General features: G+C 36.7%; 11 protein-coding genes. 4 read left to right on the top strand and 7 right to left on the bottom strand.

Translation table 11 applies throughout. From position 1 onward, the window contains the following. The first annotated feature begins 57 nt into the window (after positions 1–57). Positions 58–375: a hypothetical protein gene (locus F6K40_RS02205; RefSeq protein ID WP_293130730.1), complete on the top strand. Its 318-nt coding sequence runs from the start codon at positions 58–60 to the stop codon at positions 373–375. A gap of 208 nt (positions 376–583) precedes the next feature. Here the strand turns inward: F6K40_RS02205 and F6K40_RS02210 are convergent, their stop codons facing one another. Both F6K40_RS02210 and F6K40_RS02215 read right to left on the bottom strand, forming a co-directional pair. Continuing rightward, positions 584–2,977: a caspase family protein gene (locus tag F6K40_RS02210; protein ID WP_293130733.1), complete on the bottom strand. Its 2,394-nt coding sequence runs from the start codon at positions 2,975–2,977 to the stop codon at positions 584–586. 6 nt (positions 2,978–2,983) lie between these two features. Continuing rightward, the gene (locus F6K40_RS02215) at positions 2,984–3,406 is read right to left on the bottom strand and encodes a hypothetical protein (protein ID WP_293130736.1); all 423 of its coding nucleotides are present in this window, start codon (positions 3,404–3,406) and stop codon (positions 2,984–2,986) included. Between the two features lie 413 nt (positions 3,407–3,819). Between F6K40_RS02215 and F6K40_RS02220 the strand changes: the two genes are divergently transcribed. Then, on the top strand, positions 3,820–4,014 hold the full coding sequence (locus tag F6K40_RS02220) for a hypothetical protein (RefSeq protein ID WP_293130739.1): 195 nt from the start codon (positions 3,820–3,822) through the stop codon (positions 4,012–4,014). 114 nt (positions 4,015–4,128) lie between these two features. Here the strand turns inward: F6K40_RS02220 and F6K40_RS02225 are convergent, their stop codons facing one another. The 5 genes from F6K40_RS02225 to F6K40_RS02245 form a co-directional block, all read right to left on the bottom strand. Beyond that, a complete protein-coding gene (locus F6K40_RS02225; RefSeq protein ID WP_293130742.1) occupies positions 4,129–4,890 on the bottom strand; it encodes a hypothetical protein in 762 nt (253 codons plus the stop codon). Positions 4,891–5,018: 128 nt separating this feature from the next. Next, complete coding sequence (locus F6K40_RS02230; protein ID WP_293130908.1) at positions 5,019–5,360, bottom strand: DUF4365 domain-containing protein; 342 nt, start codon at positions 5,358–5,360, stop codon at positions 5,019–5,021. Between the two features lie 21 nt (positions 5,361–5,381). Then, on the bottom strand, positions 5,382–5,522 hold the full coding sequence (locus F6K40_RS02235; protein WP_293130745.1) for a DUF4365 domain-containing protein: 141 nt from the start codon (positions 5,520–5,522) through the stop codon (positions 5,382–5,384). A gap of 277 nt (positions 5,523–5,799) precedes the next feature. Then, positions 5,800–7,401 (bottom strand): hypothetical protein, encoded by a 1,602-nt coding sequence (locus F6K40_RS02240; protein ID WP_293130748.1) that lies wholly within the window; start codon positions 7,399–7,401, stop codon positions 5,800–5,802. A 396-nt stretch (positions 7,402–7,797) separates the two neighbouring features. After that, positions 7,798–11,094: a TIM-barrel domain-containing protein gene (locus F6K40_RS02245; protein ID WP_293130751.1), complete on the bottom strand. Its 3,297-nt coding sequence runs from the start codon at positions 11,092–11,094 to the stop codon at positions 7,798–7,800. 949 nt (positions 11,095–12,043) lie between these two features. Here F6K40_RS02245 and F6K40_RS02250 point away from each other — a divergent pair. Beyond that, on the top strand, positions 12,044–12,184 hold the full coding sequence (locus tag F6K40_RS02250; RefSeq protein WP_293130754.1) for a hypothetical protein: 141 nt from the start codon (positions 12,044–12,046) through the stop codon (positions 12,182–12,184). A 145-nt stretch (positions 12,185–12,329) separates the two neighbouring features. Beyond that, a complete protein-coding gene (locus F6K40_RS02255; RefSeq protein ID WP_293130757.1) occupies positions 12,330–12,470 on the top strand; it encodes a hypothetical protein in 141 nt (46 codons plus the stop codon). Positions 12,471–12,537: the final 67 nt, after the last annotated feature.

Consider the following 12,537-nt stretch of genomic DNA (forward strand, 5'->3'; position numbering starts at 1 on the left):
TTCTATTTATTTATTGTCCAATAGTTACAGTAGTTTCCGCGCGTTATTCTTGTACATATGGGTCCCAAGTGCGGCAGCTATATTTCATGCAACAAAGACTTTACAAGGTTTGAATTTGGCTTATCTCCTGAAGCTTATTATGGTTTGCAAGATTTGGAAAAAGCTGTTTTTGCTGGTTGTTTGGGTATGTATCTTTTAGAGCAAATTGGTAGTAATGAATGGGGAAAAACTGTTGGGTTGATGGTTGTATTGAAAGGTAAATTGGGAGAAGAGTTTAATGAAATTTCAGAGCATAAACTCTCAGAAATTTTGCCTGTTATTGGAGTGGATAGTTATGATTATATCCCTGAAATTTTGGTGAAATATCAACAGTGACTTTAGTTTTTTGGGGAAACAGTATTTAGCATCAAGCTTTAAATAAAACTTAGAAATATTTAAGTTAGCCAACCCTAGTTGATTAACTTTCTACCTACTATTCCCTAAAGTCCTAAAAGTCGTAAAAATTTTTATCTGTTAACTTCTATAACTAGATTTTTCTAGTTATTTTCAATCCCTATTATTTATAAATTAGATTATCAGTTAGTTAATCGTACAACTCAGGACAAAATTCTTTACCCCAGTCAGGTAAACCTACTTTTGAATATTCCAATGAACGCTTAAGTAAGTCAATTATATTAGGCATTTTATTTAACAGCTCGAATGCAAGAACGTTGCATGGTTTTGAGTTTTTATCTATAAAGGAATTCGCATTAGCATCAAGCATTAAATAAAACCTCGGGTTGTGATTAACATCACTACCAAATCCAATAATCACAACTTTTAATTCATCTTGACTGTTAAGTTTGCCACAAGTTTCTTGAATATGGTTAACAAAAGCATGGTAATCGTCAAGTTCCCCATCTGTATAGATAATTATAAATCCTCCTTCATTTGGCATTCGCGTACCAAACCATTGTCCGACAATTTTTTGAAAAGTAGGAGCTAAAAAAGTGTTACTATCGGGTTGGTTTTCTTCAAATAAAGCAGGTACTTGAGAGTCATCTTGAATAGGACGAATTACTGTTGGAGGACGATTGGGACTGAAAAATGTTACGGTAATTTCATCGCAAATTTTTTCACCATTCATACCTTCCTCATTGAGAATATTATAAACATGACTTTCTATAACTTCTGCAATAGCTTTCCAACGACGCTCATTGTTGAATAAACGGTCTCTTTTCACCATTGAACCGCTTTGATCAATTAACATATAAACCTTGCGGTTATAAATTTTTTTGCTCTCCCTAATAATTCCCCTTTTTGTAACTATTTGCTTTGTTTCTTCTGTGGAAATATAAACTTCTGGGTTTATAGCTTCTTTAAATTCTATACGTGGAGGTTTCAAAACAGATGTTAATTGTTGATTTTTGGCACGACGTAAAACACGAATATATGTAGTAGGTCCTGGCAATTCTTGACAAATAATACTATCAGATCCGTTATCTTTTATGTACTCCTTAAATACATCAAAACCACGACCAATTCCTTCAAATACTAATAAGTTTAAAAGATACAAAGCAATAGCTTCATCAACTGGATTTGATACAGGTGCTATACCATCAATTAGCTTATCCCAAGATAATTTTGGTGAGAATGTACCCGGACTATAAACTTCAAGTGCTTCTGGTGTGATGGTAACTTTTACTGTTCCTGATAATTGGTAATCTCTGTGAGCAATAGCATTAGAAATTAGTTCCCGCGCCACTTGAATATCAATGTCTTCTACTTCTCTCCTAAGTCCATTTTCTGCTATATATGATATAGTTTCTGAATACTTTTTGACTCTTTCGACTAGAGCTTCAACTTGAAAACTTAAAGGACCAAATATATCTTGTCTAACAAAATTAGATTCTTTGGGTCTCCCAAAAACAAAAACAGACCTAGCCTGGGGGTATATCATTTCAGGTCTTTTATAAAAGCAGAGAACAGCAGATTTATGAAGTACATTTCTACCTCCATATTGAATGGGGGAATAAAGCTTTAGTTTCGATAGGACTTCCTCTAAATTAGCTGTCTTGTAAAGTTCTGGTTCGACTTTATTAGCGTATTTCTGTAGAAGCTCTAAATCTATATCTTTAGTAGTAGCTTGTGGAGAAGGATGTCGATTAGGGTGAGTTTGTTCGTAGAGAATTTTTAGTTCTTCAGGTGTTCTAATAGAATGACTTGATTTAACATTGTCCTGAGTAGAATATTCCATCTTTTTCCCTTGAGCAATCCAAATTTTTTTCTCAGCTCTATCCAGATGAAAAACTGAACGTTGTGGAAACTTTGAGTATCTTTCTTCTGTTTCCAATTTATAATTAATATAACTAACTATATCTTCAACATAAATTTTTCCATCATTTGTTCCTTTTTCATCAAGACTTGTTTCAATACCCATGCAAAAAATATCTGTGAATACTCCAGATGAACCATCTAATAGTTCTTGACTTGTTTGAGTCTTTCGAGACGAAGCGATAATAGCAATTCCTTGAGGAATATCATCTTTTTTTATAGAGTTAAAAACATTATCATCTGAATTTCTACTCCCTTCAACAGCAGCTCCACTATGGCAAGCATCAAGAATAATAATTGCACGTTGAACTCCTGCTAAATCTAACTCATTCATTAAATTTTTGAAGGGATACCACTCAGAATTATCCAACCCCATTTTTAGACAATATTGATTATTTCCCCGAATATCTCCATGTCCTGAAAAGTAGAAAACTAACTGAGTTTTGATATCCCAACCTTGGAGAGTAGACCTCAATTTTTTTTCAAAACTGTCTCTATTTTCACAATCATGTATTGGTTTAGATTTATTGGGAAGACACATCCCCTGCTGTGGATTAGTCAAAATAGAGTAAACTCTTGAAACATCTCGGTTTCCTCCCTTTAGCTCTTCACCAGTTGAGGAGTTCAAGACTAAAGCAATTCTTTTCGGTGAATCTTCTGACATTAACCTTTACCTCTGCTTCAGTATTTGAACTTCAATATATTCATCTTCAAGAGAAGGTTGAAGTTGATGCTGACGTATTATTTCTTGCAGTTCTATAACCTTTTCTGCCGACAAATTTTTAAGTAAAAGTCTTTCCTTAAAAGTCCGAGTGTAGACAACAACAAATACAGAATACTTCAGTTCTAATTCCCCATTTCGTTGTTTTGATTCCCAATATTGTAAAGTAGTGAACAAAGTTTGAATAGTAGTTAGAGTTAATGAAGCAATGTTTAAGACTATTGCTAAACTACCTTTCACCCCAGGTTGAGACTCTATTCCTTCAATTTTTACAGATAAGTCACATTCTCTTTCTATAAGATTAGTAAGTTCTTTAAAATAAAAAGAATCCTCTCCTGTAACATCTCCCTCTAGCTTAATGTAAGCTTTCATAGCAATATTATTTAGTCAAATAAGCTGATTTTAGATAAATGATCATATTATAGCACCACAATTAAGACCACTGTCAATATTTGCGAAAGCTATCAATAGATTATCAAATATAGTTATAAAACTCTAGAGCGATCGCTCACCCAGAATAAAGATAATTTTTAACACCAACCTCTTTAATTTATGATTTTATACCCTCTGTCATCCACACTAAAAAAACCTGTTTTAGTAGTCTAGGAATTGCATTTATGGTGTTAGAAAAACCTGAAGATGCACTGTTATATTTAGCCGGGGTTTGGCAAGCAGCTCAATATTCTGGAGATTTATATTTACAACGTTTAAATTTGGCTTATCTTGCTTAGGTTTACTATAATTTACAAAATTTAGAGAAAGCTGTTTTTGTAGGTTGTTTGGGTATGTATCTTTTAGAGAAAATTGGTGCTAATGAATGGCGAAAAACTGCTCGATTAATGGTTGTATTGAAAGGTCAATTGGGAGAAGATTTTTATCAAATTTTAGAGCAGAAACGGTCAGGAATTTTGCCAGTTATTGGAGTGGATGGTTATGATTATATCCCTGAACTTTTGGTGAAATATCAACAGTCACTTTAGTTTTTTGGGGAGGAACACAGTTAAAGAAGTAGAGTATGTTTTTGTTTCTAAATTAAGCAATTTTTCTCAACTTCCAATTTAGATGTATTAGTTTGAGTCAAGAGGAAACAAAATTCACTCTGGTTTTCTCCACCCCTCAATAATGGCCTTTACAATATTGACATAGGGGTTGTCTATAAGTTTTTCAATAGGTGCCCTACCAGCAGCTTGTAACGCAACAACAAGCCGGCGTTTAAAGCTAGGTGTAGTTTCATCATTAACATAGGTAATTTTTTCACCGCCAGTAGCATTAGGGTTACTTTGCTCTAACTGATTTAGGAGTTTTTGAATTTCTTTTGCTGCCTCAGCTAAAGTCTGCTTTTGCTCAGATTGATAGAATGTATTGTTATCTAAACGAGGGTTTTTCCTGATAGCACCAGCTTGTTTAACATTGTAAGTATCTCCTATAATTTCCTCTCCTTTTACATTAACTAGTAACGGAATATCTTCATCACCAAAACTACAAACATTTTTCAACACAAAATTATTATTTTCTTTCACCAAATTACCCCTACATAACACCGGAAAACGTTCTTGATATGCCCTAATAGCAGTCACATAATCCCGGTCAAATAATACCAATTTTATCCGCTCCAATTTATTCATAACTACTCCCATTAAATCAACCTCTCCACTCAATTTATCTCCTTCAGGAGACCTCACCCCCACAACTAATCCTTGTATCTCCACATTAGGAAAATTAGTAATTAAGTTTTGCAGAATTTCTGACTCAGTTTTCTCCTCAAACTTAGCTAAATTTTCCACCAATAAATTCATAGTTACAGGAAAATCTGCTACTTCTGGATTCAAGGGTAAAACCAAAGTTAAATTAGACAATTCATTGCTCCAAATAATTGCCTCATTTTCAATCTGCCTTTGCTGTTGCTAACCTCGCTTTTCTAAATAATTAGCTACAACTTCCGGCTGAATATTTTTCAATAAATCAATATCTTTAATAATTAAATTCATAACCCTTCTCCTTGCAAGATTTTCTGCATAATTATCTCCAAGGCTTCAGCAGTAAACATATTTTTTCTAGGAATTGAAACTGTAATATTATCTTGATTTTCCGTAGCAACAGCTCCCGCTAAAGACAACCAATAACCACAATGTTGAAGACAAAGAGATACCTCAGATTGTTGTAGCCATTCTTCTACTTTTTTCGGCACAACCACAACAATTAAAATTATCGGCGGATAACGATTAACTCGTCTCAATTCATTATAGTTTTTCACAGACAAAGGAAAGCGGACTAAATCATTATTAATCACCTCCCTAGAAGTACATTTTACCTGAGTATAAAGAATGGGAAAACTTTCTCGTGGTGATTACTTTAACCCAGTTAAAATTAAATCAATTCCTAACCCATCTAAAGATGGAGTAGTTCTCTCACAAAGACAACCTGCAACAGTAGCAACTGCTCGAACATAAGCATAACTAAACTCCTCTTTTTGCAGATTGATTTTCACTCAGTAACCTCTTTAATTTATCTAATACTGTTTGTAAGCATTTAGCTATCAGCTATCAGCTATAAATTATACCATTTATATAGAATCCGGTTATATAATATATGTTCATAATTCTATCTACGCTTCAATATTCAATCTCCTCATCTCTCCATCTTTCCCAACTATATAACAACTATATAATTTAAGTATTCAAGCAGATTTGTATTATTTGTCAGAAAAAAGGGTTGCTATTAACAACCCCTCTCTCTCACACTTTCAGAATGATTATTATTTTCACTTATTGTGAATTTCGTTTCATAAATTGAGCTTTTAGCTGTGGTAACCAACTAAAATCAGCAGATAAATCTCCACCAAAAACTGGCACTTTTGTTGAATGACCATTGGTATTTTTAGTTATATAACCAGTAGCAATACCAGCCGAGAAATGACACGCCATACAACTTTCTGTTCCAAAGACTTGAGTATTATCAAAAGGGAAACCATTTTCTTGGAAATGGGCTTCTTGATTCCCAGTTTGGAAGTAGGTCTCCATGATACTGTTAGTTAAGTAAACAGGAGCAGGTGAACCAGTAGACTTTCTGGTAATTCCTTCAGGAAGATTATCAGGAGATGGATTCCCTGGGACAGCTGCGTAACAACTATCAGTAGGAAACCTACACTTATCAGTAGGAAGCGGTGCAGTTGGCCATTGGGTATCGATTAGTTCATAATATTGTAATGGGGAGCTAACTGCAGCTAATATTCCTTGGGCTTGTTCGTTTAATTGTTGTTTAGCTTTAGGAATAGGAATAGGACGAGATACCTGAGTTCTCTTCATTCCACTGATATCAGGTTTACCCGTTTTTATATCGCGAGGTATAGGTGGAACATTCACTGGTAAAGTCTGTCCTGCTGCACTGTAGTCGTGGAATAACGGATATAAAGGCCGACCATTTACACTTTCCAAATCATTAACATCGAGATTATCAACTTGCTCAAAGGTTGCCCAAATCCACTGGGGAGAAGATTTGGTTTTGTGAGAAATGTGCATTCCTACCAATCCCATTTGTTTCTCTTCACAATTCTTAAAGTTGCCATTACGATCCAAAATCGGCTCCCCATTATCATCCAAATCAGGTAGTAAAACTGTTTCTGTATAGAAGCGACTAGGGATGTCTAGGTGGGGAAGGCTGCGATCGTCAATATTTAATTCCTTCCAAGCCAATTTCAATTCAATCACTCCTACTTCTCCTGTGGCATTATCCCCAGTCGGAAAATTTACAGGCAGATGGCTGTTTTGGGAATAGGCAATTTGACCATCAAGGTTATAGAGCTTATTGTCTACTATGTAGTTGTACTCCTCGTCATTGATGAAGATTTCGTAACGGACTTCTTTACCGTTTTGATCGTAGAGGGGAGAGGTAAAAGCTTGATCGACTTCATCGGCAATATTTTGATCGACGGTATTGGAAAAGATAGAACTGGTTACATAAAGCTCTCTCATATTTCCTGGGTTATTATCACAACGCCGAGGAGTATCCTGCATAGGATCGCCTCCATCAGGACGAAATACCTGAAGACTTTCCTTCCAAGTTTGCCACTCGGGAGTTCCTGAATCAGTGATTTCTGGAAGAGGATTACCCTCAGAATCAACAGGCCAGTTGAAAGCAATAAAGGACTGCCAAGAAAATACATCAAAGATCCGCTGTAAAAGAGGAAAATTGTTATTTAGTAATTTTTTTTCTCTCTGCTGAGTAATAGGAATATCAATGGGAATATTTGGACTTAGAGATAAAGATTGAGCTTGAGCAGTAGTAGTTCCCGCTTGAGCTGGAAACCCGTAAATTAACAAAACAAAACTGAGCAAACAAGCAGTACAAATTTTATTGATTCGATTCATGTTCTTCTCTGAAATTAAGCTGATCAAGCTTATCAAGGTACAAATTTTACATCGTGTGCAACTTTTTCCAGCCAACAAGATTTAAGGACTTTTGAGCAGTATATTTTCTGCTAAAGACCTAGAAATGTTGATGATTCTGTAGAAAGTTGCACATCGCGTAAATTTTACAATTACCAAGCTGTGTGCAAATTTTTCCAACCAACGAGATATAGCGATTTTTGAGGAGCATATTTTCCGCACCCAAGTCATTGCAACTGGAACGGAGTGGAAGGAAGCAATCTCAGGGGTTTAGAAGATTACTTCCTAGAGATAGTTAGTTTGGAAACTAAAATTACTAACCTCCGGCAAAAGTTTCAAAAACTAACTTTAATCTCTACCATATATAAAATTGGTAATTTATTGTGCACCTGACACAAAAAGCCTCATCGTTGGTGTTGTATCAAAGACTTTGATATAGACAGTTTGGCTATTACTGTCATAGTAATAAGCATTAATATTTGAATCAGCTAATGCTTGGAGACTTCCTGCTGATGAATAGAGTTGACTACCATTAGCTGTAACTGAACTTGGTGCTTGTGTTTGTCCTAATAAAGCCACATAATAAAACTCTTCAGGAGGTTGATAGTTATCATAAGTCCGAGTCAAGGTAATTTGCTTACCGCCATCTTTTTGCTGATGTTCAATCCGAGTAGTCCGATAAGCTTTATTTTTCTCAGCATCCGTACTGATGTGGTCATCTTGATACCAAGTATAGCTGGTATCCTTCGCTGGATCTTGACTATAGACTCTTTCCTTGCCTGGATAAATGTTGAAGGTAAGGTAATTTTTCTCCCATTGCCCAACATATAACTCTAGTTGACGCACTGGAATAATTGCCCCTTCCCGAATATAAACAGGAACTAAATCTAGTGGTTGCTCCTCAAAAAACCACGTTATTGTGTAATTACCTGGAGTAGAAGGCTGTAATTTACCATCCAGTACAGTAGGTAAATTAGTATCTGAAATAGGAGAGGTTGCTTGGCTAGATGGGAAAGAAAAATTGCCGGTGAAGGTATACCAATTAGAACCACTAGGCAAATAAACAGGTCGGGAAGGTGCGCTATGCTTTTCTCCTGGACCGTAAGAATACTGTTCTTGCCAACGCTGAAGAACAAGAGGAGCTACCAGTATGTCACGTCCCACGAAGAATTGATCCTGGTTACGGTATGTTGGGGTTGTGTCATATGTCTTCTCATTGTCGTCGGGCCCGACATAGATTACGCCATTAACATCAGTTAGGGGGTAGAGGCTTGAATCTTGAGGATCGTTCACGAACATTGCCCGAGAAATAGGCATACCTGTTTGAGTACACTCATACATCGCATCATAGAACAATTGCAAAAGTGCATAGCGAATTCGGATGTATTTAGCACAAGCTGGAAGGACTCGCGTGTCACGAGGATTAGGAGTCTGCTTCGTTATGTAATAGGTGTAGTTGTAAGGTTCCTGATAAGCTTTGGTATAACCATCATAATGGTTACGATACCAAGGCAAAAATGCACCCATGGTCATCCAACGAGCCAAGAGTGTTGGTTCTGTTTCACCTCCAGTAATGTATGGTGGGTTGTTTGGATCGGTGTTAAACTTATTATGAACTGTTACCCCATACTTGTCCTCACTACCAGAACCATTAGCAAATCCTCCAATATCACAGCCACTTAAAGGTTGAGCAGACATTCCCCAGTTTAGGACTTCAGGAATGTTGATCGATAAGAAATCCCATGAAGAAGCTGAATCTCCTGTCCAGTTTGCAGCATAGCGGTGTACTCCAGCATATCCACCCCGAGCTATAATAAAGTTACGCTTATTTTTGTTGTAGTGTCCCTCTGGTAATGCTTCCTTAATAGCAGTAAGACCGTGGTAAGTTGCATCGATCATGTTGAGAGCATAGGCATTGTGAATCTTGGCATTAGGAACTTGACTACCATCAAGATCGCTCATTAAAAGATCGCCAGGTAAAGTTTTGTAATGAGCAGCAGCTTCCGTACTTTGAGTCACAGCAGGACAAGTCATATCTTGCCAAATCATGTCTAGCCCATTGTTGATTAATTCATAATAATTGCCAGTCCACCAAGCCTTGACCTCACCTCTAAGAAGATCCCCGTAGTGGCCGTAAGTTCCCAGAGGGATATTAGGACAACTACAACCAGGAACATTTTTGACATTTGGTATTGTAGATTCAGGATTAAAACCTGTATTACAGCCGTAGCTTTCGTTGGTGATGAATGGTCCTCCTTGCCCTTGTTTCTTTCCATTAGCATCTAGATAGTAGTCGGTAATAAAATAGTTCTTTTCTGTACCTTCCTGAATCACATTTCTATTGTAAGGCTGCCCCACTGCAGAATAGCCATTTTCGTTGTAGCTAAGGTTGATAGCCTGCACAGAATATGGAGTATCTCGGTCGTAATCATCTTTCGTCACCATAGTCATGATGCCTGTGATGTTGGTGCTACACTTAAATCCCATTTGGTGTAATTGGCTAAATAGGACTGTAGTACCATCAGGATTGCTAGGATCGGGCTGTGTTGCTTGGGGAAATCTTTTCTTGCTAGCAGTGAAAGTACGGTAGTTATCTTGAAAATCAACATCAATGTGTAAGCCGTCAATAGGAATATTGTACTTACGATAGGAGTTAGCAACCTCCATCAAACGCTCTGTGTCGTAATACCCATATCCTCCTTGTTGATAGCCCAGAGCATACATTGGTGGCATAGGGCATGGTCCAGTTAAGATTATATATTGCTGCAACACTGAAGGGATATCGTCTCCCGCCATGAAATAGTAATTCATCTCCCTATACAGCGCACCCAAGTAGTATTTGCCATCCATGTATTCGGAGTAGTCATTGCTCTGAACGTTAAAGAAGGTTTGACCAGGATTATCTAAAAAGATAGCGTAAGCGTAAGGATCTCCAGCAAAATATCCTGACGGGTTAGGATTCCACTCTACTAAAATCGGCATCGAATTGTAGAGAGGCTCTTCTACATTGAGAGGACCTGGTCCTGATGGCACAACAGGATAACTATCACCTTGGATTGTATCAGGTCCCTCATAGGTAAAGTTGTCATAATTGAAAAAGGTCATGGTGCCGAAGTTTTTGTTGAGATTAACTCCCGCTTTTTCTCCAAAACCGTAGTATCCTGCACCAGGAGCAACTTTCATAAAGCAGGCCGTTACTTCCGGCACTAAAGTAGACGGCTCTAAAAATTTTGGTATGTAAACTAAGTTATAGCTATAGCAAGTTTCATGGATGGTCTGAGAGCCACGCTTGACTTGAATACCATAGGGTTTTAAACCAACAAAGATTGTAATATTGTTGAGATCAATACGTATGACTGGATTGTTGGTCTCATTTACATCCTCCTTATAGGATACATTGACCGAACCCAAGTTACGGTTGACTACAGCACTAGATAAGTTATTCGAGTAGTCGGTAGAGTTGGGATTAAAACGGACCTGAAAAGCAGAAGGACCGAGAATATAAATCTTGATTTGAAGAGTATTACTGCTCTCGGCTGTTAGAAGAAAGCTTTTTTCCTGAGCATTGTAAGACCAATTAGCAATATTACCTATACTGCGCCAAGGATTATTTTCACCATTAGGCGCTGGGGTAAATTCGTTGACTTGAGTAAATCCATAGGGAACTTGAGACATAATTTGCTACTAAATCTATAAAACTAATACAAAGCTTCGGATAATGTTGCAACCTGATGTTTACTTCCTGCTACGATCGCTGTTCATGGCAAGACCTCGACAGGGATAAACAGTCAAGATTCACGTATCTTTGCCATGCATTTAATTTAAATATTACACAGTTTCGGATCAGAATTTTCCACATTAATAAAACTTAACTTTTTTTCCTGAAATTGAAACTGTATATAGTGATATTTATACCATTTCTAAAAAGTATTGCTACATCTCCTTAAGCAGAAAAAGTAGGAAGTATGGAGTAGAGAGTATAGTTTAAAAATGTCTTAAATATTTATTTAATGGCAAAAAATTGTTAAAAACATTATTTTTACTGATTTATTAGTTAGTAACTGAAGTTTTGAGCAAGTATAGCATTGTTTTGGGGAATTTGTATTACCTGGGAATGAAGATATTTTTGGTATTGCTCCTAGGAAAAATTCCTGAATACTTGGTTCTTTTACCAAGGAAATTTAATTGGATAAAAAGTCATGTGTATAGGCGAACAACCCCATTTAATCTTTAAGCTGATCACAAAAATTGTGAGAATAGAAGGGAAAATTCTTTGACGCGCGATTTTTTTCGGGAGCTTCAGACAATGAAAATGTTGAGAGTTTTCGACGCTAGGATGGATGGAAAAATTTGACGATGGGAAAAATCAGCACATAAGTTTATCGGAAGCTTCAGAAGATGAAAATATTTCTGCTCTTGCTCCTGGGGAAAATTCTTGAATATTTGATTGTCTACGATCAAGAAAAATAGGTTGAATAAAAAGTCATGCGTATAGGCGAGTTACCCCAGTTAATCTTTATAATATCACAAAAATTGCGAGAATGGAGCCGAAAATTCTTTGACGCGCGATTTTTTCGGGAGCTTAAGGCAATGAAAATGTTGAGAGTTTTCCACCCTAAGATGGATGGCAAAATTTGACGATGGGAAAAATCAGCACATAAGTTTATCGGAAGCTCCAGAAGATGAAAATATTTCTGCTCTTGCTTTGCCAAAGAAAATTCCTGAATACTCGCTCCTCTACTACCAAGGAAAGTTGGTTGAATAAATAGTCATGCGTATAGGCGAGTTAGCCCATCTAATCTTTATAATATCACAAAAATTGCGAGAATGGAACCGAAAATTCTTTGACGCGCGATTTTTTCGGAAGCTTAAGGCAATGAAAATGTTGAGAGTTTTCCACGCTAGGATGGATGGCAAAATTTGACGATGGGAAAAATCAGCACATAAGTTTATCGGAAGCTCCAGAAGATGAAAATATTTCTGCTCTTGCTTTGCCAAAGAAAATTCCTGAATACTCGCTCGTCTATTACCAAGGAAATTTGGTTGAATAAAAAGTCATGCTTATAGGCGAGCGACCCCAGTTAATCTTTATAATATCACAAAAATTGCGAGAATGGA

The organism is Okeania sp. SIO3I5 (assembly GCF_010672085.1).
GTDB lineage: Bacteria > Cyanobacteriota > Cyanobacteriia > Cyanobacteriales > Microcoleaceae > Trichodesmium.

Bases quoted from the DNA above. Each gene is read 5' to 3' on its own strand.
- F6K40_RS02205 (WP_293130730.1), top strand. From the start codon at position 58: ATGGGTCCCAAGTGCGGCAGCTATATTTCATGCAACAAAGACTTTACA.
- F6K40_RS02210 (WP_293130733.1), bottom strand. From the start codon at position 2,977: ATGTCAGAAGATTCACCGAAAAGAATTGCTTTAGTCTTGAACTCCTCA.
- F6K40_RS02215 (WP_293130736.1), bottom strand. From the start codon at position 3,406: ATGAAAGCTTACATTAAGCTAGAGGGAGATGTTACAGGAGAGGATTCT.
- F6K40_RS02220 (WP_293130739.1), top strand. From the start codon at position 3,820: ATGTATCTTTTAGAGAAAATTGGTGCTAATGAATGGCGAAAAACTGCT.
- F6K40_RS02240 (WP_293130748.1), bottom strand. From the start codon at position 7,401: ATGAATCGAATCAATAAAATTTGTACTGCTTGTTTGCTCAGTTTTGTT.
- F6K40_RS02245 (WP_293130751.1), bottom strand. From the start codon at position 11,094: ATGTCTCAAGTTCCCTATGGATTTACTCAAGTCAACGAATTTACCCCA.
- F6K40_RS02250 (WP_293130754.1), top strand. From the start codon at position 12,044: ATGGCAAAATTTGACGATGGGAAAAATCAGCACATAAGTTTATCGGAA.
- F6K40_RS02255 (WP_293130757.1), top strand. From the start codon at position 12,330: ATGGCAAAATTTGACGATGGGAAAAATCAGCACATAAGTTTATCGGAA.